This is a genomic window from Rhizobium sp. RU35A, assembly GCF_900156005.1.
Classification (GTDB): Bacteria; Pseudomonadota; Alphaproteobacteria; order Rhizobiales; family Rhizobiaceae; genus Neorhizobium; species Neorhizobium straminoryzae.
This window is the reverse complement of record NZ_FTMR01000011.1, coordinates 110622-136466: the sequence shown is the minus strand read 5'-3', so window position 1 is coordinate 136466 and position 25845 is coordinate 110622. Positions and strand designations below refer to the sequence as shown.

The following is a 25845-nucleotide window of genomic DNA, read 5'->3' as shown; positions in this document are numbered from 1 at the left end:
CCCTTCGCTTTGGCTCAGGGCGTTCGCTGCTCAAAACGTGCCACTGGCACATTTTGTCGGCTGCGCCGTCGTAGCTGGCTTGCGCCCCGGCCCTTCGCTTTGGCTCAGGGCGTTCGCTGCTCAAAACGTGCCACTGGCACGTTTTGCCGGCTGCGCCGTCGTAGCTCACCCCTCAAAAAACTCTTTCATGCGGGCGAAGAAGCCGGTGGATTCCGGGTTGTTCTCCTTGGACGAGATCTCCTCGAATTCCTGCAGCAGTTCGCGCTGGCGCTTGGTCAGCTTCTGCGGGGTTTCGATCTGGATCTGGATATAGAGATCCCCCGTCTGCGCGGAGCGCAGCACTGGCATGCCCTTGCCCTTGAGGCGGAACTGCTTGCCCGGTTGGGTGCCTTCCGGAACCGTCACGCGCGACTTGGTGCCGTCGAGCGTTGCCACGTCGAAGGTCCCGCCGAGTGCTGCCGTCGTCATCGAGATCGGCACGGTGCAGTAGAGATCCGCGCCGTCGCGCTGGAAGAACGGGTGCGGCTTCACCGACAGGAAGATGTAGAGATCGCCCGAGGGGCCACCGCGGGTACCGGCCTCGCCTTCGCCCTGCAGGCGGATGCGCGTGCCGTCCTCGATGCCCGAGGGAATGTTGACCGAGAGCGAGCGCTCTTCCGTCACGCGGCCCTGGCCGTGGCATTTGGTGCAGGGGTCGGGAATGATCTGGCCGCGCCCGTGGCAGGTCGGACAGGTGCGCTCCACCGAGAAGAAGCCCTGGCTGGCGCGAACCCGGCCGGAGCCCTGGCAGGTGCCGCAGGTCTTCGGCTGCGTGCCGGGCTTGGCGCCTGAACCGGAGCAGACATCGCAGGTCACCGCCGTCGGCACGCGGATCTGCGCGGTCTTGCCGGAAAAGGCTTCCTCAAGCGAAATTTCCATGTTGTAGCGAAGATCGGCGCCGCGTTCCCGCCCGCCGGAGGAGCGGCGCGCACGGCCGCCACCCATCATCTCGCCAAAGATGTCTTCGAAGATGTCGGAGAAGCCACCGGCGCCGCCGAAGCCACCCTGACCGCCGCCGAAGCCGCCACCACCCATGCCACCCTGTTCGAAGGCCGCATGGCCGAAGCGGTCATAGGCTGCCCGCTTCTGGGGATCCTTCAAGGTCTCGTAGGCCTCGTTGATTTCCTTGAATTTCTTCTCGGATTCAGCATCGTCCGGATTCTTGTCCGGATGATATTTCATCGCGAGCTTGCGGAAGGCGCTCTTCAGCTCCTTCTCGTCAGCCGATCTGCCGACACCCAGCGTTTCGTAATAGTCAGCTTTTGCCATGGAGGTAACGGCTCCCGAAAGGGTTCCGGCTGCACTGGGGCAGCCGGATACTTACGCGATTACAGTTGGAATACCCGTCGGATGTCAGGCCGACTTCTTGTCGTCCTTGATTTCCTCGTAGTCGGCATCGACCACGCCGTCTTCCGCCTTGCCACCGGCAGCACCGGCTTCCGCCTGCTGTGCTTCATAGATGGCCTGGCCGAGCTTCATGGACACTTCCATCAGCGTCTGCGTCTTAGCCTGGATGTCATCGGCGTCAGGCTCGGAGGCTTCGACCGCGGTCTTCAGGCTGGCAATGGCATCCTCGATCGCCTTGCGGTCGGTCTCGGAAACCTTGTCGCCATATTCCTTCAGCGACTTTTCCGTGGAGTGAATCAGGCTTTCGGCCTGGTTCTTGGCTTCCACGCCGGCGCGGCGCTTCTTGTCTTCCTCGGCATGCGCCTCGGCATCCTTCACCATCTTTTCGATGTCGGCGTCGGAGAGACCGCCAGAGGCCTGGATGCGGATCTGCTGTTCCTTGCCGGTGCCCTTGTCCTTGGCCGAGACCTGCACGATGCCGTTCGCATCGATGTCGAAGGTGACTTCGATCTGCGGAACACCACGCGGTGCCGGCGGAAGACCGACGAGGTCGAACTGGCCGAGCAGCTTGTTGTCCGCTGCCATTTCGCGCTCGCCCTGCGAGACGCGGATGGTGACAGCCTGCTGGTTGTCGTCGGCGGTCGAGAAGACCTGGCTCTTCTTGGTCGGGATCGTCGTGTTACGGTCGATCAGACGGGTGAAGACGCCGCCGAGCGTCTCGATGCCGAGCGACAGCGGGGTCACATCGAGCAGCAGCACGTCCTTGACGTCGCCCTGCAGAACGCCGCCCTGGATGGCAGCGCCGAGCGCCACGACTTCATCCGGGTTGACGCCCTTGTGCGGCTCCTTGCCGAACAGCTGCTTCACGGTTTCCTGAACCTTCGGCATGCGGCTCATGCCGCCGACCAGAACCACTTCATCGATTTCGGCGGCGGTGACGCCGGCATCCTTGAGGGCTGCCTTGCAAGGCGCGATCGTGCGCTGGACGAGATCATCGACCAGGCTTTCGAACTTGGCGCGCGTCAGCTTCATCGTCAGGTGCTTCGGACCTGAGGCATCTGCGGTGATGAAGGGCAGGTTGATTTCGGTCTGCTGCGAGGAGGACAGCTCGATCTTGGCCTTTTCGGCGGCTTCCTTCAGGCGCTGCAGGGCCAGCTTGTCGCCCTTGAGGTCGATGCCCTGGTCCTTCTTGAACTCGGCTGCGAGATATTCGACCAGACGCATATCGAAGTCTTCGCCGCCGAGGAAGGTGTCGCCGTTTGTCGACTTCACTTCGAAGACGCCGTCGCCGATTTCCAGAACCGAGATGTCAAAGGTGCCGCCGCCAAGGTCGTAAACAGCAATGGTCTTGCCGTCCTTCTTGTCGAGACCATAGGCCAGTGCTGCAGCCGTCGGCTCGTTGATGATGCGCAGAACTTCAAGACCCGCGATGCGGCCAGCATCCTTGGTGGCCTGGCGCTGGGCGTCGTTGAAGTAGGCGGGAACGGTGATGACGGCCTTTTCGACCTTTTCGCCGAGATAGGCTTCCGCCGTCTCCTTCATCTTCTGCAGGATCATGGCGGAGATCTGCGAGGGGGAATAGCCCTTGCCGTTTGCCTTGACCCAGGCATCGCCATTGTCGCCGCGGGAAATATCGTAGGGGACGAGGCCCTTGTCCTTCTCGACCGTCGGATCGTCGAAGCGGCGGCCGATCAGGCGCTTGACGGCGAACAGCGTGTTGGTCGGGTTGGTCACGGCCTGGCGCTTGGCCGGCTGGCCGACGAGACGCTCGCCATCATCCGTGAAGGCCACCATCGAGGGCGTAGTGCGCGCGCCTTCGGCGTTTTCGATGACCTTCGCGTCCTTGCCATCCATGATGGCGACGCAGGAATTGGTGGTGCCAAGGTCGATGCCAATTACTTTTGCCATTTCTTCTCTCTCCTTTAAGCGAACCGTCGGAACCCCCTCAAAGGCATTCCACTGACAGCTCCTCGACTGGGATGGGTTTGCAGCATGACACTGCTTTCATGGGGCGTATATAAGGACCGGATTTTCCGACTGCAAGGCGAGATGCAGCCGACAGGCGAGCAAAAATAAGCCTTTGGCAAAGGGGTTCCGCAGGTTTCTCACTGGCCCATGATGATGTCGAACAGCGTGGTGTGACGCGGTGCGGAACCACCGCGATAGCCGCCGATATCGGCCGGCGGAACCGGTCCGCCGCCGACATTGCCGGGCGGTACCGGTCCGTCGAACGGGCCGCGATATTCGCGGTAATCCTGCACGCCGCCGTCCTCCGGCTGGGGCGCAGCGCGGCGCATGTCGCCGGGGCGCACGGCCGCAGGCGCTGCGGGCGGCATGCGACCCTGCTGCTGGTTTCCGGAGGCCTGCCGCGAAGGCTGGACGGCGGCTGGCGGAAGACCGGTCGGTGGAACCTGCTGCGGGGGAGCTGCCTGTGCGGATGGCACCTGCGCCGCGGGCATCTGGCCGGCGGGCATCTGGCCGGCGGGCGCCGCGACCGGCGGATTCGCTGCCGCCGCGTCCTCCGCGCCCGGCGCGGCTGGTGCCGGCGGATAGAGATCGCGCGCATTGCCGGGCAGCACGCCCGAAATCAGGTCGTTGATCGACAGGTTGCCGGAGGGGGAAGGCTGCTGCGCCGGGGCGGGCTGGATGCCGACCCCGAACAGCGGCGTCGGGCTGTAGCCCTTGAGCGCTGCCGTCATGTAGTCCTTCCAGGCCCGGGCCGGCAGCCCCCCGCCGGTCACCTTCTTCATCGAGGTTCCGTCATCATTGCCGAACCAGACGCCTGTCGTCAGCGTGCTGGTGTAGCCGACGAACAGCGCGTCGCGGAAGGACTGGGTGGTGCCGGTCTTGCCGGCTGCTTCCCAGTTGGCAAGCTTCGCCGCCTTGCCGGTACCCTCGGTCAGCACATGGCTCAACATGCCGTTCATGGTGGCGACCACCTGCTCGCTCAGGACCTGCGGCGGGTTGGAGTAATCCGCTTCGTAAAGCACCTTGCCATCGGCATCGAGAATGCGACTGACCGTGTGCGGGGTTGCCTTGTAGCCGCCGTTCATGAAGGGCGCATAGGCGGCGGTCAGTTCGAGCAGCGACACTTCCGAGGTGCCGAGCGCGATCGAGGCATTCGGCTGCAGATCCGATTCGATGCCCAGCCGGTGTGCCATGCGGATGACGGTATCCGGGCCGACCTGCATGACAAGCTGTGCGGCGATCGTGTTCAGCGAATGGGCCAGCGCCGTCGTGAGGGTCACGTTACCGCTGTATTTCTGCTCGTAGTTTTCCGGCGTCCAGTTGCCGATCTTCACGGGGCCGTCGACCATCACGGTATCGGGCGTGTAGCCTGCCTCCAGCGCGGCGGCATAGACGAAGGGCTTGAAGGCGGAGCCCGGCTGGCGCTTGGCCTTGACGGCGCGGTTGAACTGGCTTTCGGCGTAATCGCGTCCGCCGACAAGCGCGCGCACGGCGCCCGTCGCATCGATCGAGACCAGCGCCACCTGCGAGGCGTTGAGCTTTGCGCCATCCTTCTTCAGCACGTCGTTCAGTGCCTTGTCGGCTTCCTTTTCCAGCCGGAGGTCGAGGGTGGTCTCGACGGTGATGTCGCTCTTCACCTCGCCGATCAGCGATTTCACCTCGTCCATCACGGTGTCGGCGGCATAGTGTTCGGCACCGCTCCAGTAGCTGCGCGCCTTAGCGGGCGGCTGCGACATGGCGGTCTTCACCTCGTCCTCGGTGATATAGCCTTCCTCGCGCATGGTGCCGAGCACCACCTGGGCGCGCTCCTCGGCGGCCTTGGGATCACGCGCAGGCGACAGGCGTGTCGGCGCCTTCAGGAGACCGGCCAGTGTTGCCGCTTCGGCCAGATTTACCTCGCGCGCCGACTTGTGGAAGTATCGCTGCGAGGCGGCCTCCACCCCATAGGCGTTCGACCCGAAATACATCCGGTTGAGGTAGAGGGTGAGGATCTGGTCCTTGGTGAATTTGTGCTCCAGCCACAGCGCCAGCAGCACCTCCTGGATCTTGCGCTCGAATGTGCGGTCGGGAGACAGGAACAGGTTCTTGGCCAGCTGCTGGGTCAGCGTCGAGCCGCCCTGGATGCTGCGGCCCGTCAGGTTGTTGACGAAGGCGCGCGCGAGGCCGAAGGGGTCTATGCCGTAGTGCGAGTAGAAACGGCGGTCCTCGATGGAGATCACCGCCTGCGGCAGAAAGGGCGACATTTCCTCCAGCGCGAGCGCCTCGCCGCCGGTCACGCCGCGATTGGCGAGCAGGCTACCGTCAAGCGCCGTGATCTTGACGTTCGGAGGACGGTCGGGGATCGACCAGGTGCTGGCAGACGGCATCTGGGAGGCATAGTAGGCAACAAGGCCACCAATGCCGATCACGCCCCAGACGCACAACACGATGGACCAGTAGATCATCCGGCGGATCGTGCCGAACACATGCCCGAAAAAGCCTGGCCGTTCCCGTCCGGACCGCCGGCTGCGCTTGCGGGGCGCTTCGTCATCGTCTTCGGCGGCAGATAGCCTGGGCTTCCTCCGGCGTGCCGGGCCGGTGATCCGCTCCTCCGCCTCGACGCGGAAGTCCTCCTCCTCGGCCTCGTCGCCGAAGGAAGGTTCAACGCGGTTGCGGGGTTTCTTGCCCAATGCCATGTGCGGTGGCCGTGTTCCCTACTGTCTCTCGGGCGCACGCGCGGAGTTCCGGGCGTCTTCAGCCGGTCCCGACGTACAGATGAATCGCGGAAGTGCCTTCACAGGCGCTCGTCAGCCCTTATCGAGGCTCGTTGCACTCTAAATACGGCGATTTAAGGGGAGGTTAAGCATTGGCGCAGTTTGCCTGGCGCCCGAAGGGGTGCGCTGGTCGCAGACAGGTGCCTCTACCAATGCGGGTGATCTGCTGGGGTGGCCTTCCGTGCCGGGAGGTTGATCCGCGCCAAAAATATGTCAAATTGAGTATATACTAACTCATCCCTAAATAATGGTAGTTGCAAATTTAGCGTAAGGTCATACAACTTTGCGGGCTGGAATTTAGTCGGAAGGTTTGGGCCAGGAGTGGCTCCTTTTCGGGCAACGAGACCTGGTTCTGTGGCGGTCCCGGAGCCTCGTTGCGCAGGTTTGCATGCGAAAGGATGCGGTGTCTTGGGTAGCGGCCATGGGGGTCGCTTGAATTGGAGGTTGCGATGCAGTCACAGGTTGTAAGGCGTCCTGTCCATCCTGATCAGCTTTCCTTGCTGCAACAGGTCTTCGATGCGGCATGCGCCCAGCATCAGATCAGCAAGGCGAGCCCGGATGGCGAGGCATTGGCGCTCATTCTGGTCAACTCCCTGCAGAAGGGAATGAGCGAGAAAGAGGCACTCGCCTCGCTTGCAGAAACGCTCGCGCAGGCGCGCTGACACCGCATCGTCTCCTGCGCGTGCTGACTTCTCACAAATGACGATAACAGGGATGTTGGGGCGGAACAGTCCCCGTCTTCTTTCCACGACAGGCATCGTCTGCGCTCCCTGCCTGCGCTTCTGACGGAACTCAAAGCCTGCTTCACCGTTGATCGGTCTCCTGATGACCCATCGCCTTGCCGTCCGGCATGGCTTCCAGCAAGGAGACTTTCATGACAGATCCCCAGGCAATGAACGAGGCGCAGGTCCATGCAAGCCGCGCCAGCGAGGAGGGTAGCGCCGCCATCCGGGCGGAACTCAGCGCCCTGCGTGCGGAAATCGCCAGCATTCGCGAAGGTCTCTCCGATTTTGGCAGCGAAACCTATGCTGCCGTGCGGGAGCGCGCCGGCACCGCCGCTGCCTATGTTCAGGAAGAAACCTCTTCCGTTGCGGGTGTGATCCGCGAACATCCGGCAACGGCCACGACGCTGATGACGCTCGTGGGCGGTATTGGTTTTGCCATTGGCTATCTGGTCGCCTCAACTTCGCTGGAGCAGAAGCAGGCCTGGTATCGCCGCTACTACAGCTGAACCGGCTCGCTGACCGGTGGCTGGCAAACATCGACCCAGGTACCCGAGACCAGCATTGCCATGCGGTCGGGCGCAATGCGCACGGCCGCATTGATCGCGCCAGCGGCCGGAACAACCTCCGCATGACGTCGCAGCGAGTCGTCGAGGTAGACGGCGAGCGGCTGCGGCAAGCCGAACGGACACACGCCACCGACCGGGTGGCTTGTCTGCGCGACCACGTCTTCCGCCCCGAGCATGCGCGGCTTTGCGCCGAATCGATCCCGGAACTTGCGATTGTCCAGCCGGCTGGTGCCGGATGCCACAAGCAGGATCACCTCATCGCCCGCCCGCAGGCAAATCGTCTTGGCGATCTGGTCCGGATCGACGCCGTGCGCCTGCGCAGCAAGCGTGACGGTGGCGGAACTCTGCTCGGTCTCGATGACCGATAGGTCGGGGGCGTGCGTGGAGAAGAAGTCTTTGACGGATTGCAAGCTCATGCGCGTACCCTAAGCAGGGAAAAGCTGCGGAGCAAGCCTTCTGGAAAGCCATGCGATATTCGCAATGCTGCAGTGCGATAAATTGACTGTTTTTTAATCGGTGGTGCGGTATTCTCAAATCATCGAACGGCAACCTCCTCCTCCCAACGCTGTTCGATGGGACTGGCAACACCTCCTCCTCCCGGTTGCCGGTCAGTTTCTGAAGCCTGGCGCTCCTCCTCCCGCGCCAGGCTTCTTTCGTTTCAGGCAATCCTTATAAAGCTTGTATTCCAGTCGTTTCAGCGATGGGACGTGCAGTCCGCGTGCTCTCTGCGACCATCATGTCGCGTGGGCCGGTCTTGACACCGTACCCCCGCCGACGTTACCTGAGGCGCATCGATATTTGTTTGACGAGCGGCACGACGCGCTGACGCGCGAGACCTTTCCTGCAAATTCGACATTCCGCGCTCCCTGCATTCATGCGAGGGGCAAGTCAACGTTGCGAGCGAAAGGACTTCGTAATGGCTACTGGTACTGTAAAGTGGTTCAACGCCACCAAGGGTTTTGGCTTCATCCAGCCGGATGACGGCGCACAGGACGTTTTCGTCCACATCTCGGCTGTTGAGCGCGCTGGTCTCTCCGGCCTCAAGGACGGCCAGAAGATCGCCTACGAACTGGTCACCGACAAGCGTTCGGGCCGCGTTTCGGCTGATCACCTCAAGGCAGCCTGATCAGGCCTGTCTGACGCATTTTTGCGAGATTTCTGAATGGCGCCCTTGCAATCGCGGGGCGCCATTCCCATTTCAGGATCAAGCGGCAAGACGATCGATGTCGGCAGCAGCAGGCTGCACCGTCCATCAGCAAGGGTGAATATCTTTACGGGATGTTAACCGAAGCGAGCGACGATGAGACATCAGCGATGGCAGACGCCGTCGCGATCGACATGCCAACCCCGTTTCGTGGCTGACCACGGATGTACTGGCAGGACAGAAACGGGAAGGAAAGGTCGGGTTGCTCCCGGCCTTTTTGCTTTTTGGGGCCTCCCGCCTGTCCTGCAGGCGGGAGGCCCTTTTGCGCTGCTGCGAATCAGAGCGCGTCCAGAATGCGGATCCAGGAACGGATGCCCTTGTGGAACGAGGTAAGATCGTACTTCTCGTTCGGCGAATGGATGCGGTCATCGATCAGGCCGTAACCGACCAGCAGCGAATCCATGCCGAGATAGGTCTGGAAGTCGCCGACGATCGGGATCGAGCCGCCCATGCCCACCACCACGGCCGGTTTCGGCCATTCCTCCGACAGTGCCGATTTCGCCTTGGTCAGCACCGGCGAATCGAAGGCCAGCTGGATGGCGGGGGAGGCGCCGTGTTCGTGGAACTCGACGCGGCAATCGGCCGGCAGCTTCGAGCGCACATAGGCGCGGAAGCTCTCGCGGATGCTCGCCGGATCCTGCGTGCCAACCAGGCGGAAGGACACCTTGGCGGAGGCCTTGGCGGCAATCACCGTCTTGAAGCCTTCGCCGGTATAGCCGCCCCAGATGCCGTTGACTTCGCAGGTCGGGCGGGCCCAGGTCAGCTCCAGCACCGAGCGGCCCTTTTCGCCTGATGGTTCCGACAGGCCGACTTCGCCGAGGAAGCTTGTGGCATCGCGGCCGAGCGTTGCCCAGCTGGCCTTGATGTTTTCCGGCGTTTCCTCGACGCCATCGTAGAAGCCGTCCAGCGTCACGCGGCCGGTCTCGTCGCGCAGGCCGGCCAGGATCTCGGCCAGGATGTGGATCGGATTGGCGGCGGCACCCCCGAACAGGCCGGAATGCAGATCGCGGTCGGCGGCCGTGATTGTCAGTTCCTCGCCGACCAGCCCGCGCAGGGTGGCGGCGATCGCCGGCGTTTCGCCGTCCCACATGCTGGTGTCGCAGACCAGCGCATATTCGGCCTTCAGTTCGTCCCGGTTGGCCTCCAGGAAGGGCTTCAGCGAGGGCGAACCGGATTCCTCTTCGCCTTCGAACAGGATGGTGATCGTCACCGGCAGCGCGCCGTGGACCTCCTTGTAGGCGCGGCAGGCCTCGACGAAGGTCAAGAGCTGGCCCTTGTCATCGGAGGTGCCGCGGCCGGTCACCACCTTGCGGCCATTGCCGAGATCCTTGATCTTCGGATCGAAGGGATCGCTTTCCCAGAGTTCGAGCGGATCGACGGGCTGCACATCGTAATGGCCGTAGAACAGGACGTGCGGGGCATCGGCGCGGCCGGCCGCGTGGTGTGCCACCACCATCGGGTGGCCGGGCGTATCCCGCACCGAGGCATCAAAGCCCAGTTCCGTCAGCGCGGCGACCAGCCATTCGGCCGCCCTGCGGCATTCGGCCTTGTAGGCGGGATCGGTCGAGATCGAAGGGATGCGTACGAGGTCGAACAGCCGCTCGAGGCTTGAGGAGAGATTGCTGTCGGCCCAGGCGAGAACGGTGGAAAGATCGGTCATTGCGAAGACTGCCTTGCGGGGAATATTGGCGAAGGCCGTCAGGTTAGCGGTTATTCCCCCGCGAGGGAACCACCGGCGGCCGCTTTGTCGGCGACCTGGCTTTGCTCGCGCTCCGGTATCCGATCCATGCGCCGCGCATTGGCAATCGCCATGCGCATGTATTCCAGCAAAAGCTCCCGCTCGAAGCGGCGGAAGCCCGAAAAGACCTCGTCGTCGGCGCAAGCGGCCGCATCGGTCGCCACCGGTTCCAGCGCCCGCCCCTGCTCGGTCAGCCGCACGATCTGGGCGCGCCGGTCGGCCGGATGCGGGCTGCGCCGGATCAGCCCGTCGCGTTCCATGCGGGCCAGCGTATTGGCAAGTGTCGCCTGTTCCACCTCCAGCCTGTCCAGCAGTTGCCGCTGCGTGAGGCCGTCTTCCTGCCACAGGGCAAGCAGCACGGGAAACTGTCCGGGAGAAAAGCCGAGCGCTGTTGCCCGCTTCTGCAGGGCGCGTGAGAGACCCTTGGCCAGCTGCGTGGCCAGATACAGTGCCGAATCCGAGCGCTCAAAGCCCATGCCGCCGACAACCTCTCGTCCTGTCTCTGCCGAGACAGCGGGCTGCCGTGCCGCTGAAGACGGCCCGGCCGAGCCCGGCACGGGCCTGCGTCTAGAGGGGAGCAGGCGCTTCGCTGCAACCACAGGATAGATAGCACGATATTCTTTGGTGCTTGCCTTGGCAACCACGCCCTTGTTCGGGTGCCACATGCAAAAACCGCCACGGCCGGAGGGGACGGCCGTGGCGGCGGATGAGAGGACAAAGGCCCGGAGAGGGGGTAAGGCCTTTGTCCGGTCTGACGCGGCGGGGGACAAGCCTGCAGTCAGACGGCGGCGTGATCAGTGCCGTCTTCAGGGAAATGGCCGTCACAATGCGGCTTTTCAAGGGAAGCTCCGATGACGGCCGGGTAACGTTGCGGTGAGCGGCTTTTCCATCCGCAGCCCATGCCGGTCGGAGGGTTGCGCGGTCGGCATCGGTCGGTGTTGCCGTCTGCCTGATTGGTACAGCCTGCTTTTTTGCCGGGCGCATCGCGCCTGCGCAATGGACCTTTGGCCTGCATCGCGCTATCCATCGCCCATGAAAAAAGGCGATCACCTCTTCCTCGTAGACGGTTCCGGCTTCATCTTCCGGGCCTTCCACGCGCTTCCCCCGCTGACGCGCAAGAGCGACGGCCTGCCGGTCGGCGCCGTCTCCGGTTTCTGCAACATGCTGTGGAAGCTGCTCACCAATGCCCGCGATACCAGCGTGGGCGTCACGCCGACGCATTTCGCCGTGATTTTCGACTATTCGTCGAAGACGTTCCGCAAGGAACTCTATCCGGACTACAAGGCCAACCGCTCCGCGCCGCCGGAAGAGCTGGTGCCGCAGTTCGGGCTGATCCGCCAGGCGACGCGGGCCTTCAACCTGCCCTGCATCGAGACCGACGGTTTCGAGGCCGATGACATCATCGCCACCTATGCGCGGGCGGCGGAGGCGATCGGCGCCGATGTCACCATCATTTCCTCCGACAAGGATCTGATGCAGCTGGTGACGCCGAACGTCCACATGTACGACAGCATGAAGGACAAGCAGATCGGCATCCCCGACGTCATCGAGAAATGGGGCGTGCCGCCGGAAAAGATGATCGACCTGCAGGCGATGGTCGGCGATTCCGTCGACAACGTGCCGGGTATTCCCGGCATCGGTCCGAAGACGGCCGCCCAGCTGCTCGAGGAATTCGGCGATCTCGACACGCTGCTTGCCCGCGCCTCCGAAATCAAGCAGGTCAAGCGTCGCGAAAATATCGTCGCGAATGCCGATCTGGCCCGTCTTTCCCGCCAGCTGGTGGCGCTGCGCACCGATGTCCCGCTCGAGCTTGGCCTCGATGCGCTGGTGCTGGAAAAGCAGGACGGGCCGAAACTGGTCGCCTTCCTGAAGGCCATGGAATTCGGCAGTCTGACGCGCCGCGTGGCGGACGCCTGCGATTGCGATGCGGGCGCCATCGATCCGGCCACCGTCACCGTGGAATGGGGGGCGGAGGCCCGCGGCCCGGATCTCGATCCGGGGGCAGGCGACGCACAGGCTGTCGATCCGGCGCCTTCCGGTCCAGTCGCCGACGCCGGTCCGTCCGCCTCGGAGAAAGCCGAGGGCGCAAGGGCCGCAGACCTTGCAAGTGCCCGCCATGAAGCCTTCATGGGTAAACCCATCGATCGTGCCGGCTATGTGACGATCCGCGATGTCGCGACGCTGAAGAGCTGGGTCGCGGCCGCGCGCGAAACGGGTCTCGTCGCCTTCGACACGGAAACCACCTCGCTCGATCCGATGCAGGCGGATCTTGTCGGCGTTTCGCTCGCCGTTCAGGACAACGCCGCATCTCCCGCCTCAGGTCCGATCCGTGCCGCCTATCTGCCGCTCGGCCACAAGGCCGGCGGCGACGACCTGTTCAGCGACGGCGTGAAGCTCGTCGAGGGGCAGGTGCCGATGGCCGAGGCGCTGGCACTCCTCAAGGATCTGCTGGAAGATCCGTCCGTCCTCAAGGTCGCGCAGAACCTGAAATACGATTATCTCGTCATGAAGCGGCACGGCATCACCATGGCCGGCTTCGACGACACCATGCTGATCTCCTACGTGCTGGAAGCGGGTGTTGGCGCGCATGGCATGGATGCGCTTTCCGAGCGCTGGCTCGGCCACACGCCGATCGCCTACAAGGACGTGGCCGGCTCCGGAAAATCCGCCGTCACCTTCGATCGGGTCGATATCGACAAGGCGACCGCCTATGCGGCGGAAGATGCCGACGTGACGCTTCGGCTCTGGCTTGTGCTGAAGCCGCGGCTGGCGGCCGAGGGCTTGACCCGCGTCTACGAGCGTCTCGAGCGGCCGCTGGTGCCGGTGCTGGCCCATATGGAGGAGCGCGGCATCACCATCGACCGGCAGATTCTCTCGCGGCTCTCCGGCGAACTGGCGCAGAAGGCGGCAAGCTTCGAGGACGAGATCTACGCGCTTGCCGGCGAGCGGTTCAACATCGGTTCACCCAAGCAGCTGGGCGATATCCTGTTCGGCAAGATGGGGCTGCCCGGCGGCTCCAAGACCAAGACCGGGCAGTGGTCCACCTCGGCCCAGGTGCTGGAGGATCTGGCGGCGCAGGGTATAGAGCTGCCGCGCAAGATCGTCGACTGGCGCCAGCTGACCAAGCTGAAGAGCACCTATACGGACGCGCTGCCCTCCTATGTGCATCCCGAGACGAAGCGCGTGCACACCAGCTATTCGCTGGCTTCCACCAGCACGGGGCGCCTGTCTTCCTCCGAGCCGAACCTGCAGAACATTCCGGTGCGCAATGCCGAGGGCCGCAAGATCCGCACGGCCTTCATCGCAACCCCCGGCCACAAGCTCCTCTCGGCCGACTACAGCCAGATCGAACTGCGCGTGCTGGCGCATGTTGCGGACATTCCGCAACTGCGTCAGGCGTTTGCCGATGGTATCGACATTCACGCCATGACTGCCTCGGAAATGTTCGGCGTTCCCGTGGAAGGCATGCCGTCGGAGGTGCGTCGCCGTGCCAAGGCGATCAATTTCGGCATCATCTACGGCATTTCCGCCTTCGGCCTTGCCAACCAGCTCGGCATCGAACGCTCGGAAGCGGGCGACTACATCAAGAAGTATTTCGAGCGCTTCCCGGGCATCCGCGACTACATGGAAAACACCAAGGCCTTTGCCCGCGAGCACGGCTATGTGGAAACCATCTTCGGGCGGCGTGCGCATTATCCCGAAATCAAGTCCTCCAACCCCTCGGTGCGGGCCTTCAACGAGCGCGCGGCGATCAACGCCCCGATCCAGGGATCTGCGGCCGACATCATTCGCCGGGCCATGGTACAGGTCGAGCCGGCGCTCGCCCGCACGGGTCTTTCCGAGCGTGTGCGGATGCTGCTGCAGGTGCATGACGAACTGATCTTCGAGGTGGAGGACGAGGCGATCGAGGCGGCGATGCCCGTCATCGTGTCGACCATGGAGCATGCCGCCATGCCGGCGCTCTCCATGCGGGTGCCGCTGAAGGTGGATGCGCGTGCGGCCCATAACTGGGACGAAGCCCACTGAGGTTGACGCACGACAATGCAGGCCGTTCGGCCTGCACTCAGTTCAGGCTGGCGGGATAAAGCGACGAAAGGGCGGTGCCGAGCAGGCTGCGTGCATAGTCCTGTGCCGATTTCTGGCATTGCTGCGAAAGGCCGAGTTCGTCACAGCGGTGGTCGACGGTCTGCAGGATGAGCTGCATCAGGCTGTTGGCCTGTTCCCTGTCGGCCGTCTCGGATGTGTCCATCACCATGGCAAGTGCCGACATGGTAACGATTTCCAGGACCACGAGGCGGGCTTCCAGAGCCGTGATCGCTTCATAGGTCGGCATGTCCCGGATCGTGGATTGCGCCATCTGGACTCCTTTTTGGAATGCGTCCCACTCACCGGCCGCTCTTTCTGCATGCCGCCAGTCTAACGAGGGAATAACCTCTGTGCCACTCCCGTATTTCAGGGAGCTTTCAGGCTTTGTGCAGCGCTTTCGAAAGAATATCCACGAGTTTGCTTCCCGCGCGCGCGATGTCATCACTGTTGTCGATGGTCACCACACTGTAATCGCCGACGACGGACAGCTGCGCTCGCTCCAGTCTTGCCAGAATATCCTCCCGTGTTTCTCGTCCGCGGACCACAAGACGCTCGGCCAGGATCTCCGGACGCGCGGTAATATTGATCACCAGCAGGTTCTTGTAGGCCTCCTGGAAGTGCGGCAGGGCGGAGCGGGAACCATTGGCGACCAGCACCATGCCGGCCGCCAGTTCCGCCTGTGTGCGGCGTGGAATGCCATAGTGGAGGCCGTGCGCCATCCAGGATACGGCAAAGCCGCCCGATTGTTCCATGGCGGCGAAATCCTCGGAGCTGACCCCTTCGTGATCCTCGCCGCCGGCATCGGCGGGCCGGGTAATGAAACGGCGCACGAAGCGAAGACGCGGCTCGTCGCGAAAATGAGCCGCCGCAAAGGCCATCAGCGTATCCTTGCCCGCGCCGCTCGGGCCGACGACCACGGCCATGGTGCCGCCTCCAGCGGCATGTTCCGGTGTGCCGGCTGCGGGTTTCTCCTCTGTACTGTCCATCACGCCACCCGTCGTCCTGCACGCCAGACCGAGCGGCTGACCGGAACGCCTTCCTGCCGGTGGACCCGCACCAGATCGGCGCGCAGGCCGGGTGCAATGCGGCCGCGATCCGTGAGGCCGACCGTCTTGGCAGGGGTCGCGCTCACCATGGCGATTGCCTGCGGCAGTGACAGCCCTTCAACGGTATCGGCCAGAATGAAAGGCGCGTGCAGGAGGCTCAGCGGCACGTAATCGGAGGAGAGCACATCGAGCACGCCGAGATCCGCGAGGTCACGGGCGGCGATATTGCCGGAATGGGATTTGCCGCGTACCACATTCGGTGCCCCCATCAGCACGCTCATGCCCGCCGCATGCGAGGCGCGGGCCGCCTCCAGGCTGGTCGGAAACTCTGCCAGCCGCACGCCATGGCCCCTGGCCTCTTCCACATGGGCAAGCGTCGCATCGTCATGGCTCGCGACCGTGATGCCGCGTTCGGCGCAGCGCGCCGCCAGTTCATCACGGTGCTTGGCCGAATAGCGTTCGGAGGCGTCTTTTCTGACCTTCATGAAGGCCTCGAACGCCTCGTCCGAGAGGCCGCGCTTCTTCTTGTAGAAGAAGACATATTGCTCCAGCGACTGGAACTGGCGCTGGCCGGGCGCATGGTCCATCAGCGAGGCAAGCCGCACGCGGGGATCACCCTCGAAATCGGAAAACTGGTCGATCACATCGGCGCAGGGCACCTCGCAGCGCAGGTGGATCAGGTGCTCGGCCCTGAGACGCCCGGCCGCTTCGGCCGCCTCGATCGCATCGGCAAGGCGCCGCATCTCGCCGCGCTCGAAGCCACCATCCTCATCCGAGCCGAGGCGCAGGCAATCGAAGACGGTGGTGATGCCCGATGTCGCGATCTGTGCATCATGCGCCTGGATGGCGGCTGTCGTATCCCAGCGCACGCCCGGACGGGGCGAATAATGCTGTTCCAGATGGTCGGTGTGCAGTTCCACCAGGCCTGGAATCAGGAAATCTCCTTCGAGATCCTCGCCGGTCGCAAGCACACCTTCCGAAATATCTGCGATCTGTCCGCCAATGATCTGAAGGGCGCCATCGACGATCCTGTCTTCGAGGACGATGCGGGCGTTTTTCAGGATAAGTTCCTGGCTCATGCGTGGCTCCTGTCGGTATTCGGCGTGCCGCCGAGGGGGGCATGGCGGTCAACACGGAAGGGGGCACCCCGCGTGGGTTCCACGAAGAGGCCGAGATGGGCAATGGGAAGCGGCCGGTCGATAAAGGTGGAAAAGCGGGATTCGAGAAGCGCACGCATTCCTGGGCGTGCATCTTCCGGCACGGGCCCCGTCAGCGTCATGTGAAAGCGGAATTCCTCGAAGACGTAAGGATAGCCCCACTCGTTGAGCAGGGCGCGCTGCCGCTCGGTGAGCCGCTCCGGCTTGCGTCGCGCCACATCCTCCGGCGAAAGCGGCGCACGAAACGGCTCGAAGGCGCGGGTGATCTCGGCGCAGAGCGCGTCGATTGCCTGCGAATCGCCGTCCGGCACCAGCGCGAAGAAGGGGCCGATCCCCGCCAGGCAGAGTTTCGGGATCGTCACAGGTGCCGTTCGATTGCAGAAGGTGTCGAAGGCTTCGGCAAGATCCTCCACCGTCTTTTCGGAGGAAAGCGTGAAGGGGGCCTTCAGCGTGGCGTGAAAGCCGTAGCGGCGCGGCTCCGCCGTCAGCGCCTGCCATTTCTCCAAGGGAAGGCCTGAATCGGCGGGTGGCGAGATACCCTGTTCCGAAAATGCGTCGCGGCCGAGCCAGAGGGCTGCGGCACGGTTCAACGGATCATCCTGGGGCGGAGCGAAATAGACGGCATGGCGCATGAGAGGGAGACTCACCCGTGACTGGGGACTGGAAGAAGGTCCCTCTAGCGGAAAGCCGTGACGCAACGATGTCAAGCATCAACATTCCCGAAACGGATTCGTGCAACTCTTTATGCCGCTCGTGCATTGAAAGGCAGGCACGACACGCAAAACGGGAGAATTCGCATGGAACCCGGCATCCTCATCGGCACCTTCCTCTCTGTCCTCGCCGCCAGCGGCCTGATCAGCGCCTACTGGTACGGCCGCTGACGGCAGCTGCGATCCCCAATGAAAAGGCGCCGCCGGATGCCGGCAGCGCCTGAAAAAGACTCTGGCGGGATGTGTCAGTGGGCGCCGGACATGTCGCCCAGCACGTCCTTGGAGGCGACGGTCGAATCGGCATTCAGCTTGTAGACCATCGGCACACCGGTCGCGAGGTTGAGCTTCAGGATCTCTTCCTTCGACAGACGGTCGAGCACCATCACCAGCGAGCGCAGCGAATTGCCGTGGGCGGCCACCAGAACCGTTTCGCCGCGCAGCACGCGCGGAAGAATTTCCGTCATGAAATAGGGCCAGACGCGGGCGCCGGTGTCGCGCAGGGACTCGCCGCCGGGCGGCGGCACGTCATAGGAGCGGCGCCAGATGTGCACCTGCTCTTCGCCCCACTTTTCGCGGGCATCGTCCTTGTTGAGCCCGGAGAGGTCGCCGTAGTCGCGCTCGTTCAGCGCCTGGTCGCGAATGGCTTCGAGATCCGGCTGGCCGACCTTTTCGAGAACGATGCGGCAGGTTTCCTGGGCGCGCTTCAGCGCCGAGGTGAAGGCGATGTCGAACTTGATGCCGTAATCTGCCAGCGCCTGGCCGCCGGTCTCGGCTTCCTTTACGCCAAGCTCCGTCAGGTCGGGGTCCTTCCAGCCGGTGAAAAGGTTCTTCAGGTTCCAGTCGCTCTGCCCGTGGCGAACGAGGACGAGGGTTCCGCTCATGTATGCCTCCAGTATGGGATCAAAGGATCAGTGGGACAGCCCGAGGACGTCGAGCATGGAAAACAGGCCGGGCTTCTGGTCGCGCGCCCAGAGCGCCGCCGCCACCGCGCCGCGGGCGAAGATCGAGCGGTCGAGTGCCGAGTGCGAGAGGGTAACGAGTTCGCCTTCGCCGGCCAGGATCGCCGAATGTTCGCCGACCACCGAGCCGCCGCGCAGCGTGGCAAAGCCGATCGAACCCACGGGACGGGCGCCGGTATGGCCGTCGCGCACGCGCACCGAACTGGATTTGAGATCGATGCCGCGACCCTTCGCGGCCGCTTCGCCGAGCAGCAGGGCCGTGCCGGAGGGCGCGTCCACCTTGTGCTTGTGATGCATTTCGAGGATCTCGATGTCCCAGGCCGCAGGCGGAAGGGCGCGCGCGGCTTGCTCCACGAGAACGCCGAGCAGATTGACGCCGAGGCTCATATTTCCGGATTTCACGATGCGGGCATGGCGGGCAGCGGCTGCAATGCGCGCTTCGTCATCCTCGCCGCAGCCGGTGGTGCCGATCACATGCACGATGCGGGCCTGCGCCGCCAGCCCTGCAAATTCCACCGTGCCGGCCGGCGAGGTGAAGTCGATCACCCCATCGGCATGCAGGAAGGCCTGCAGCGGATCGCTGGTGATTGGTACGCCGAGCGTTCCCGCGCCTGCCAGTTCGCCGGCATCCTTGCCGATGAAGGGGGAACCTTCCCGCTCGATGGCGGCATGCAGCGCAACGCCCTGCGTTTCCTTGATGACGCGGATGATGGTCTGGCCCATCCGTCCGGCGGCGCCGACCACCACCAGCTTCATGTCATGCTCGCTCATGCGGAAATGCGGCTCCCTGTCGTGTGGATCTGGCGTGGCGAAGGGCTCGCCGGAAGGTGCGGTCCATGGGGCGCCCGTCAGACGGGCGCCTGCAGATTGTTGAGGCGAGCGTAAAGCCCGTCCGGGCGGCGCGCAAGGCTCTCGTGGTTGCCTTCCTCCATCACCCGTCCCTCGGCCATCACGATGATCTTGTCGGCCTTGACGATGGTGGAGAGGCGATGGGCGACGACGACGACGGTGCGGCCCTTCATGGCCGTGTCGAGCGCCTTTTGGACGGCCGCCTCCGATTCGTTGTCCAGCGCCGAGGTCGCCTCGTCGAGGAGCAGGATCGGCGCCCGGCGGACCAGCGCGCGGGCAATCGACAGGCGCTGGCGCTGGCCACCGGACAGCGTCACGCCGTTTTCGCCGACCGGCGTCTCGTAGCCCTGCGGCTGGGCCAGGATGAAGTCATGGGCGTAGGCGAGGCGCGCGGCCTCCTCCACCTCCGCATCACTCGCCTCCGGGCGTCCGTAGCGGATGTTGTCGCGGATCGTGCCTTCGAACAGGTAGGGCTGCTGCGAGACATAAGCGAGGTGTTGGCGCAGCGACGCCTTCGTGACCTGCGAAATGTCCTGGCCATCGATCAGAATGGCGCCTTCGGACGGATCATAGAAACGCGGAATGAGCGAGATGATGGTCGATTTTCCGGCACCGGAGGGGCCGACAAGCGCTGTCGTCTTGCCGCCTTCGGCGACAATGTCGACGGCTTTCAGGATCGCGTCGCCCTCGCCGTAGCGGAAGGTGACACCCTTCAGTTCTACGCGGGCCTCGCTCACCACCAGGTCCGGCGCGCCGGGCCGCTCGCGCTGCTGCGGCTGCAGGTCGAGAAGCGCGTAGATCATCCGGGCATTCACGACGGCACGTTCCATCTGCACCTGCAGCTTGGCGAGCCGGCGGGCCGGATCATAGGCCATCAGCAGCGCGGTGATGAAGGCGAAAAAGGCCCCCGGCGGTACGCCATCATAGATCGAGCGGAAGGCGGCATAGCCGACGACGCTGGAAATCGACAGGCCGGCAAAGGTTTCGGTTAGCGGCGAGGTGCGTTCCGTCAGCCGGGCAATGCGGTTGGAACGGTTTTCGGCGGCATCGATGATGCCATTGACCTTGCGGCTGAGTTCCTCTTCCATCGTGAAGGCCTTGACGATGGCAATACCCTGAATGGTTTCCTGCATCGCGCCGAGCACGTGGCTGTTCAGCTCGACCGATTCGCGGGTGGCGCTGCGCAGGCGCCTCGAGACGTAGCGCAGGGCATAGAGCAGCGGCGGCGCCACGCCGAAGACGATGAGCGACAGGATCGGATCCTTGGTGATCATCACGAAGATCAGCGCGATCAGGCTGAGAAAATCGCGGGCGGTCGAGGTGACCGTGAGGTTCAGGACGTCGCGGATGCCGTTGACGTTCTGGCTGATCTGGGCGGCGAGATGCGCCGAGCGGGACTCGCTGTAGAAGCCGACCGACAGCTTCATCAGATGGGTATAGAGCCGCTTCTGATATTGTGCGACGATGTTGTTGCCGATCTTGGAGAGCGTCACGGCCTGCCCGTAGCTCGCCAGGCCTCGCAGAACGAAGGCGATGAAGATCGCGCCACAGATGATCCAGACCAGATCGGCGCGCTTGTTGGCGAAGGCCTCGTTCACCACCGATTCCATGATCCAGGCGGTAAAGGCGGTCGATAGAGCCACGGCGACGAGACACAGAATGGCGAAAAGATAACCGCGCACATGTTCACGGCCGTTTTCGGCGATGATGCGTTTCAGCACGCTGGTCAACGTACCGGAATCGAGCTGTGCATTGCGTTGCTGGGCTTTTTCGGCTTCTTCCAACAAGATGGTCCTATCATAGAACGCGGCATTCTTGTCCGCGAGGGCGGTCTTACCCAGTCGCGGCAGGCTTGGCTAGCGCCCGGCCACGATTCCGGGTTCCTGTTGCATTCGCGCCTTGATCCTGCGCTCAACCGCGCCAGCGGCGTCCGTCTGTCGAGATGCCGAAATGGCCGGGCGTGCGGGCAAACGAGGCAAGACCGGCGAGTGCTGCCTGCGGATGGGTGACGACGAAGGTCGGGATATGCCGCATCAGCGCCGTGTGCGGGGCCTTGTCCTCGAAGGCGGCGCGGAATTCCGGGCGCTTGAGGGCAGGCACGATCTTCTGCGAGATGCCGCCGGCCAGATAGACGCCGCCCTTCGCCATCATCACCAGCGCCATGTCGCCGGCCACACGGCCGAGATAGGTGACGAACAGCACCAGCGTTTCGGCCGCCTGGGCGTTCTCGCCGGACAGGCCGTGGGCCGTGATATCCGCCGGCACGGACAAGACCGGCGCGACGCCATCAGCGGCGCAGACGGCGCGGTAAAGGTTCACGAGACCGCGTCCGCAGAGGATCTGTTCGGCCGAAACACGGCCCTCGATGCGCTCGATATGCGGAAACACCGCGGCATCACGCGCCGTGCGCGGACCGAGATCCACATGGCCGCCTTCGCCGGGCACCGGAAACCACATGTCGCTGGCATGCACGAGGCCGGCAACCCCAAGCCCGGTTCCGGGGCCCAGCACCACGCGCGAGGCCAGCGGCGCGGAGGAGACGGTGCCGACCGTCTCGCGCGCCTCTTCCGGCAGTGTCGCGACCGCCAGCGCCTGCGCCTCGAAATCGTTGATGACGAGAACGTCGCCGAAGCCGAGGTCGCCGATCAGGATCTTCGGCCGAACCACCCAGTCGCAATTGGTGAGCGGAATCTCGTCGCCCTCGATCGGACCGGCAATGGCCAGGATTGCCGAGCGCGGCTTCATCGATGTCTTGTCCAGCACGTCCTTCTGGATGGCTTCCTCGATGGTCGGGAAATCGGCCGTACGGATATTGGGAAACTGCATCGGTTCTGCGAAGGCGTCCGTCAGGATCCAGAACCGCGCATTGGTGCCGCCGATGTCGCCGATCAGGATCGGGAAGGCGGGCTTGTCAGTGTCCAGCGTTCTTGCCATCACAAAGGTTCCGTCGTTGCAGCCGTTCATCGGCCTATTCGCGCCAGGGTTTCACCGGCGGTTCTAGCGGTGGTCTTACTGGAAATCGATCAGCTTTTCAGCCGTGGCGCGGTTGAGGGCCATCGGAATGTCGTAGACGGTGGCGAGCCGCGTCAATGCCTTGACATCCACGTCATGGGGCAGCGGCGTCAGGGGATCGGTGAAGAAGATCAGCATCGAGACTTCGCCGGTAGCGATCATCGCGCCGATCTGCTGGTCGCCACCGAGCGGACCGCTTTTCAGCCGCGTCACGTCGAGGCTCGGCGCTGCCTCCAGCACGCGTCCGCCCGTCGTGCCCGTCGCCACGATGCGAAACTGCGACAGTGCCCTCTCGTGCTGTCTGGCGAAGGCGGCCATCTCGTCCTTCTTCTGGTCATGCGCGATGAGTGCGATGCAGGGTCTGTCCGCCACGGGCCTATCCTTGGATGTTCCTCTCCAGGCCGGTTTCTATACCGAACAGGGGGCGCAAGAAAAGGCTTTAAAACGATTTATATGCGGATCGCTGGTGGCATTCACCCTGGCTGTCGCGCGCCTGCCGCAAGGGTGTTCCACGCTTTACTGCGCGGGCCTTGCGCGCGGCATCGGCACGTCTTCCGACGGCGTGGGGCCATTCGCGTCATCCGCCTCCGGCCCGGCCTGCATCGGCGCCATGGCGGCGCTCGGCATTGTCCCGGCGGCGGCCGGTGCCGACAGCAGGGCAGCGCAGGCGCGTGGCAGATCCGACACCATCACCGGGCGCGGCGCCGCCGGCGGCTTCTTCTTCGGATCGGGCTTGGCCCAGGGCTCGTCAGTGAACCACCAGGCAAGCGACTTGTCGCAGCCGTCGCCGGCTGCCACCGGCGCCTGAGGCTTGCAGCTGGCAAGGCCGGGCGGGCAGGTGAGGCGGATGTGGAAATGTTCGTCATGGCCGTACATCGGCCGCACCTTGCCGAGCAGCGACCGGTCGCCGGTCCAGCTGTCGCAGAGCTTCTTCTTGATCGCCGGATTGACGAAGATGCGTTCCACCTGCGGATAGCTTGCCGCCGTCATCACCAGCCGCGCGGCCGTCGGCGTGAACCTGCGGGTATCGACGGTCAGGAACTTGCTCTTGTCCAGCATCGAGGTGAAGGGCAGCGTTTCGCGCTGCTGGCGGGTCAGACGCTGCTCCGGCATCGGCGTGAACCAGACATCCACATCGAGCCCGATCTGGTGCGAGGCATGGCCGGAAGCCATTGGCCCGCCGCGCGGCTGCGACATGTCGCCGACGAGGATGCCGTTGCCCCAGCCGATGCGCACCGCATCCTGCGACAGGCGCTCCAGCAGGGAAACCGTTTGCGGCATGCCCCAGTGGCGGTTGCGTGACAGGCGCATGGCCTGCCAGTGCGGCCCGTCATCGCCAAGCGCCACGGCACCCGAAATGCAGCCTTTGGCATAGGAACCAATCGGCGTCGGAGCGCCGCCGCTGGGGGCGGCAACGGCACCAAAGGCCTTCTTGGCCTCCTGATCGGCAAGGGCAGCCGCCGGAAAGGTGGCGGGAAGCGAAAAGGCCGTCAACAACAGAAGCGCGGTGGCGGCCATGCGGCGGGACAGGGGGCAAGACGTCGGCATCAGATCCAGGACTGCGAGAAGCGGCGGAGGCGCCCGCCGGGTTGCGCCCGATTCTAGACTGATTTGGGCGTATGGTGAATGCTCACCCGATGAGGAAGGCGAGACGATGGCGCATTTCCTTCCAGATCGTCAAAAGCTTGTGAGGCAAGGCAGGCTGTACTCTGGCCGGCTTTGCCTTATGCTTCGGAGAATTCAACAACGACGAAGGGACCGGTGAATGCTGCTGGCGCGCATCCGCAAGACATGTCTGGTTTTGACCTGTGCCGCGATGGCACTCGTTCCGATCGCGGCAGCCGCCGAGGAGCAGACATGGCACCATGCGATCGGCACGCTGGAGCCACCGAAGCTGCCCGCTGATTTCAAAGCGCTTCCCTACGTGAATACCAAGGCGCCGAAACAGGGCGAACTGAAGCTTGCGGACGAAGGCACCTATGACAATTTCAATCCGCTGGTGGACAAGGGCAATCCGGCCTCCGGCACGGGACTTCTCTTCGATACGCTGCTGACCTCCTCCGAGGACGAGATCGGCGTGCGCTACGGCCTGCTGGCCGAGGCCCTGACCTGGCCGGAAGATCGCTCCTCCGTGACCTTCCGGCTGCGGCCAGAGGCAAAGTGGGCGGATGGCCAGCCGGTGACGCCGGATGACGTGGTCTTCAGCTTCGAGAGCGCCAAGGCCAACAGCAATCTGCTCGCCAATTACTATCGTCATGTCACCTCAGCCGAAAAGACCGGGGAGCGTGAAGTCACCTTCCGCTTCGACGAGAAGAACAACAAGGAACTGCCCGCCATCGTCGGCGAGTTCCCGATCCTGCCCAAGCACTGGTACGCGGCAAAGGATGCAAAAGGCAATCCGCGCGATGTCTCCAAAGGCAGCCTCGAGCCGCCGATGGGCTCCGGCCCCTATCGGATCGCCTCCTTCCAGGCAGGCGCCACCATCCGCTACGAATTGCGTGAGGATTATTGGGGCAAGGACCTGCCGATCAATATCGGGCAGAACAATTTCCGGGTGATCAGCTACACCTATTTCGCCGACAGCGACGTGGAGTTCGAGGCCTTCCGGGCCGGCACGATCGACTACCGGCAGGAAAACAGTTCCAGCCGCTGGGCGACACGCTATGAGTTCGATGCGGTCAAGGATGGCCGCATCAAGCGCGAGGCGCTGCCCAATGCCTTCCGCGCCCGTGGCATTATGCAGGCCTATGTGCCCAACCTCAGGCGTGACCAGTTCAAGGATGCGCGTGTTCGCGAGGCGTTGAACTATGCCTATGACTTCGAGGATCTGAACAAGAATCTTGCCTATGGCGGGCTGAAGCGTGTCGACAGCTTTTTCTGGGGCACGGATCTGGCCTCGTCCGGCCTGCCGCAGGGCAAGGAACTGGAGATCCTCGACAGCCTCAAGGACAAGGTGCCGGCCCGTGTCTTCACCGAACCCTACACCAACCCGGTGAACGGCGATCCGCAGAAGGTGCGCGACAACCTGCGCAAGGCGATCGCGCTGTTCAAGGAGGCGGGCTGGGAGCTGAAGGGCAACCGCATGGTCAACGTCAAGACCGGCCAGCCGATGCGCTTCGAGATCCTGCTCAACAATCCCTCCATGGAACGCACCGTGCTGCCCTATGTGGCAAGTCTCAAGAAGATCGGCATCGATGCCAGCATCCGCACCGTGGATTCCTCGCAATATGTCAACCGCGTGCGCGCCTTCGACTTCGACATGATCTTCGGCGTCTGGGCCCAGACGATGGATCCCGGCAACGACCAGCTTGTCTACTGGGGGTCTGCCGCCGCCAGCCAGCCGGGCTCGATGAACTATGCCGGCATTGCCGATCCGGCGGTCGATGACCTGATCCGCCGGATCATCCAGGCTCCGACGCGCGAAGATCAGGTGGCCGCGGTACATGCGCTCGACCGCGTGCTGCTGGCCAACCACTTCGTCATTCCGATGTTCTATTCCGGCGAAAGCAAGATCGCCTACTGGGCCAAGCTTGCCCATCCGGAACCGCTTCCGGAATATGGCATCGGCTTCCCCGCACTCTGGTGGGCCAAGGGTGCGGAATGAACCGCTAAAATGCTTGTGCGACGGCGGCCGGACAGGCCACATAGAGACATGCTGATTCTTGCCCCAGTCACGACGAAGGAAC

At 63.7% G+C, this 25845-nt stretch carries 22 protein-coding genes; 5 read left to right on the top strand and 17 right to left on the bottom strand.

Features of this window, described 5'->3' with window-relative positions:
• Nucleotides 1-165 precede the first annotated feature (165 nt).
• The 3 genes from dnaJ to F3H95_RS21600 all read right to left on the bottom strand — a co-directional run bounded on the left by dnaJ (nucleotide 166) and on the right by F3H95_RS21600 (nucleotide 6029).
• Entirely contained in the window at nucleotides 166-1308 is a 1143-nt protein-coding gene (dnaJ, locus tag F3H95_RS21610; RefSeq protein ID WP_143126548.1) for a molecular chaperone DnaJ, read from the bottom strand.
• A gap of 84 nt (nucleotides 1309-1392) precedes the next feature.
• Nucleotides 1393-3294 (bottom strand): molecular chaperone DnaK, encoded by a 1902-nt coding sequence (gene dnaK / locus F3H95_RS21605; protein WP_143126547.1) that lies wholly within the window; start codon nucleotides 3292-3294, stop codon nucleotides 1393-1395.
• Between the two features lie 197 nt (nucleotides 3295-3491).
• Entirely contained in the window at nucleotides 3492-6029 is a 2538-nt protein-coding gene (locus tag F3H95_RS21600) for a PBP1A family penicillin-binding protein (RefSeq protein WP_149747525.1), read from the bottom strand.
• A gap of 527 nt (nucleotides 6030-6556) precedes the next feature.
• Here F3H95_RS21600 and F3H95_RS21595 point away from each other — a divergent pair.
• Nucleotides 6557-6769, top strand: a complete 213-nt coding sequence (locus F3H95_RS21595; protein ID WP_149747524.1) for a hypothetical protein — start codon at nucleotides 6557-6559, stop codon at nucleotides 6767-6769.
• 212 nt (nucleotides 6770-6981) lie between these two features.
• Nucleotides 6982-7338, top strand: a complete 357-nt coding sequence (locus F3H95_RS21590; RefSeq protein ID WP_143126545.1) for a hypothetical protein — start codon at nucleotides 6982-6984, stop codon at nucleotides 7336-7338.
• Here the strand turns inward: F3H95_RS21590 and F3H95_RS21585 are convergent.
• Complete coding sequence (locus F3H95_RS21585) at nucleotides 7329-7814, bottom strand: YbaK/EbsC family protein (RefSeq protein WP_149747523.1); 486 nt, start codon at nucleotides 7812-7814, stop codon at nucleotides 7329-7331. The genes F3H95_RS21590 and F3H95_RS21585 overlap by 10 nt on opposite strands.
• Nucleotides 7815-8314: 500 nt before the next feature.
• Between F3H95_RS21585 and F3H95_RS21580 the strand changes: the two genes are divergently transcribed.
• Nucleotides 8315-8524 (top strand): cold-shock protein, encoded by a 210-nt coding sequence (locus tag F3H95_RS21580; RefSeq protein ID WP_143126589.1) that lies wholly within the window; start codon nucleotides 8315-8317, stop codon nucleotides 8522-8524.
• 355 nt (nucleotides 8525-8879) lie between these two features.
• Here the strand turns inward: F3H95_RS21580 and F3H95_RS21575 are convergent, their stop codons facing one another.
• From F3H95_RS21575 to F3H95_RS21565, 3 genes are all read right to left on the bottom strand, one after another.
• Nucleotides 8880-10262, bottom strand: coding sequence for a dipeptidase (locus F3H95_RS21575; RefSeq protein WP_149747522.1), 1383 nt, complete (start codon nucleotides 10260-10262; stop codon nucleotides 8880-8882).
• A 50-nt stretch (nucleotides 10263-10312) separates the two neighbouring features.
• Nucleotides 10313-10816, bottom strand: a complete 504-nt coding sequence (locus tag F3H95_RS21570) for a MarR family transcriptional regulator (protein ID WP_149747521.1) — start codon at nucleotides 10814-10816, stop codon at nucleotides 10313-10315.
• A gap of 302 nt (nucleotides 10817-11118) precedes the next feature.
• Nucleotides 11119-11355 (bottom strand): hypothetical protein, encoded by a 237-nt coding sequence (locus F3H95_RS21565; RefSeq protein ID WP_149747520.1) that lies wholly within the window; start codon nucleotides 11353-11355, stop codon nucleotides 11119-11121.
• 17 nt (nucleotides 11356-11372) lie between these two features.
• On the opposite strand from F3H95_RS21565, the gene polA reads away from it, so the two are divergent.
• Entirely contained in the window at nucleotides 11373-14366 is a 2994-nt protein-coding gene (gene polA, locus F3H95_RS21560; RefSeq protein WP_149747519.1) for a DNA polymerase I, read from the top strand.
• 37 nt (nucleotides 14367-14403) lie between these two features.
• On the opposite strand, the gene F3H95_RS21555 is transcribed toward polA, so the two are convergent.
• The 10 genes from F3H95_RS21555 to mepA all read right to left on the bottom strand — a co-directional run bounded on the left by F3H95_RS21555 (nucleotide 14404) and on the right by mepA (nucleotide 23677).
• A complete protein-coding gene (locus tag F3H95_RS21555) occupies nucleotides 14404-14697 on the bottom strand; it encodes a hypothetical protein (RefSeq protein ID WP_143126593.1) in 294 nt (97 codons plus the stop codon).
• A 106-nt stretch (nucleotides 14698-14803) separates the two neighbouring features.
• Nucleotides 14804-15412 (bottom strand): phosphonate metabolism protein/1,5-bisphosphokinase (PRPP-forming) PhnN, encoded by a 609-nt coding sequence (gene phnN / locus F3H95_RS21550; protein ID WP_149747565.1) that lies wholly within the window; start codon nucleotides 15410-15412, stop codon nucleotides 14804-14806.
• Nucleotides 15412-16551 (bottom strand): alpha-D-ribose 1-methylphosphonate 5-triphosphate diphosphatase, encoded by a 1140-nt coding sequence (locus F3H95_RS21545; RefSeq protein ID WP_149747518.1) that lies wholly within the window; start codon nucleotides 16549-16551, stop codon nucleotides 15412-15414. Before F3H95_RS21545 ends, phnN begins: the two co-directional genes overlap by 1 nt.
• The gene (locus F3H95_RS21540) at nucleotides 16548-17261 is read right to left on the bottom strand and encodes a DUF1045 domain-containing protein (RefSeq protein WP_149747517.1); all 714 of its coding nucleotides are present in this window, start codon (nucleotides 17259-17261) and stop codon (nucleotides 16548-16550) included. The genes F3H95_RS21545 and F3H95_RS21540 overlap by 4 nt, the downstream gene beginning before the upstream one ends.
• A gap of 323 nt (nucleotides 17262-17584) precedes the next feature.
• Nucleotides 17585-18220, bottom strand: a complete 636-nt coding sequence (locus F3H95_RS21535) for a 2,3-bisphosphoglycerate-dependent phosphoglycerate mutase (protein ID WP_149747516.1) — start codon at nucleotides 18218-18220, stop codon at nucleotides 17585-17587.
• Between the two features lie 27 nt (nucleotides 18221-18247).
• On the bottom strand, nucleotides 18248-19069 hold the full coding sequence (dapB, locus tag F3H95_RS21530; protein WP_149747515.1) for a 4-hydroxy-tetrahydrodipicolinate reductase: 822 nt from the start codon (nucleotides 19067-19069) through the stop codon (nucleotides 18248-18250).
• 77 nt (nucleotides 19070-19146) lie between these two features.
• Complete coding sequence (locus F3H95_RS21525) at nucleotides 19147-20931, bottom strand: ABC transporter ATP-binding protein (RefSeq protein WP_149747514.1); 1785 nt, start codon at nucleotides 20929-20931, stop codon at nucleotides 19147-19149.
• 127 nt (nucleotides 20932-21058) lie between these two features.
• A complete protein-coding gene (locus tag F3H95_RS21520) occupies nucleotides 21059-22081 on the bottom strand; it encodes a glucokinase (protein ID WP_149747513.1) in 1023 nt (340 codons plus the stop codon).
• 75 nt (nucleotides 22082-22156) lie between these two features.
• The gene (locus tag F3H95_RS21515) at nucleotides 22157-22531 is read right to left on the bottom strand and encodes a methylglyoxal synthase (protein ID WP_143126600.1); all 375 of its coding nucleotides are present in this window, start codon (nucleotides 22529-22531) and stop codon (nucleotides 22157-22159) included.
• A 144-nt stretch (nucleotides 22532-22675) separates the two neighbouring features.
• Nucleotides 22676-23677, bottom strand: a complete 1002-nt coding sequence (gene mepA, locus F3H95_RS21510) for a penicillin-insensitive murein endopeptidase (RefSeq protein WP_149747564.1) — start codon at nucleotides 23675-23677, stop codon at nucleotides 22676-22678.
• A gap of 247 nt (nucleotides 23678-23924) precedes the next feature.
• On the opposite strand from mepA, the gene F3H95_RS21505 reads away from it, so the two are divergent.
• On the top strand, nucleotides 23925-25763 hold the full coding sequence (locus F3H95_RS21505) for an extracellular solute-binding protein (protein WP_149747512.1): 1839 nt from the start codon (nucleotides 23925-23927) through the stop codon (nucleotides 25761-25763).
• The last annotated feature ends 82 nt before the right edge of the window (nucleotides 25764-25845 follow it).

Bases quoted from the DNA above. Each gene is read 5' to 3' on its own strand.
- dnaJ (WP_143126548.1), bottom strand. From the start codon at position 1,308: ATGGCAAAAGCTGACTATTACGAAACGCTGGGTGTCGGCAGATCGGCT.
- dnaK (WP_143126547.1), bottom strand. From the start codon at position 3,294: ATGGCAAAAGTAATTGGCATCGACCTTGGCACCACCAATTCCTGCGTC.
- F3H95_RS21600 (WP_149747525.1), bottom strand. From the start codon at position 6,029: ATGGCATTGGGCAAGAAACCCCGCAACCGCGTTGAACCTTCCTTCGGC.
- F3H95_RS21595 (WP_149747524.1), top strand. From the start codon at position 6,557: ATGCAGTCACAGGTTGTAAGGCGTCCTGTCCATCCTGATCAGCTTTCC.
- F3H95_RS21590 (WP_143126545.1), top strand. From the start codon at position 6,982: ATGACAGATCCCCAGGCAATGAACGAGGCGCAGGTCCATGCAAGCCGC.
- F3H95_RS21585 (WP_149747523.1), bottom strand. From the start codon at position 7,814: ATGAGCTTGCAATCCGTCAAAGACTTCTTCTCCACGCACGCCCCCGAC.
- F3H95_RS21580 (WP_143126589.1), top strand. From the start codon at position 8,315: ATGGCTACTGGTACTGTAAAGTGGTTCAACGCCACCAAGGGTTTTGGC.
- F3H95_RS21575 (WP_149747522.1), bottom strand. From the start codon at position 10,262: ATGACCGATCTTTCCACCGTTCTCGCCTGGGCCGACAGCAATCTCTCC.
- F3H95_RS21570 (WP_149747521.1), bottom strand. From the start codon at position 10,816: ATGGGCTTTGAGCGCTCGGATTCGGCACTGTATCTGGCCACGCAGCTG.
- F3H95_RS21565 (WP_149747520.1), bottom strand. From the start codon at position 11,355: ATGCAGGCCAAAGGTCCATTGCGCAGGCGCGATGCGCCCGGCAAAAAA.
- polA (WP_149747519.1), top strand. From the start codon at position 11,373: ATGAAAAAAGGCGATCACCTCTTCCTCGTAGACGGTTCCGGCTTCATC.
- F3H95_RS21555 (WP_143126593.1), bottom strand. From the start codon at position 14,697: ATGGCGCAATCCACGATCCGGGACATGCCGACCTATGAAGCGATCACG.
- phnN (WP_149747565.1), bottom strand. From the start codon at position 15,412: ATGGACAGTACAGAGGAGAAACCCGCAGCCGGCACACCGGAACATGCC.
- F3H95_RS21545 (WP_149747518.1), bottom strand. From the start codon at position 16,551: ATGAGCCAGGAACTTATCCTGAAAAACGCCCGCATCGTCCTCGAAGAC.
- F3H95_RS21540 (WP_149747517.1), bottom strand. From the start codon at position 17,261: ATGCGCCATGCCGTCTATTTCGCTCCGCCCCAGGATGATCCGTTGAAC.
- F3H95_RS21535 (WP_149747516.1), bottom strand. From the start codon at position 18,220: ATGAGCGGAACCCTCGTCCTCGTTCGCCACGGGCAGAGCGACTGGAAC.
- dapB (WP_149747515.1), bottom strand. From the start codon at position 19,069: ATGAGCGAGCATGACATGAAGCTGGTGGTGGTCGGCGCCGCCGGACGG.
- F3H95_RS21520 (WP_149747513.1), bottom strand. From the start codon at position 22,081: ATGGCAAGAACGCTGGACACTGACAAGCCCGCCTTCCCGATCCTGATC.
- mepA (WP_149747564.1), bottom strand. From the start codon at position 23,677: ATGGCCGCCACCGCGCTTCTGTTGTTGACGGCCTTTTCGCTTCCCGCC.
- F3H95_RS21505 (WP_149747512.1), top strand. From the start codon at position 23,925: ATGCTGCTGGCGCGCATCCGCAAGACATGTCTGGTTTTGACCTGTGCC.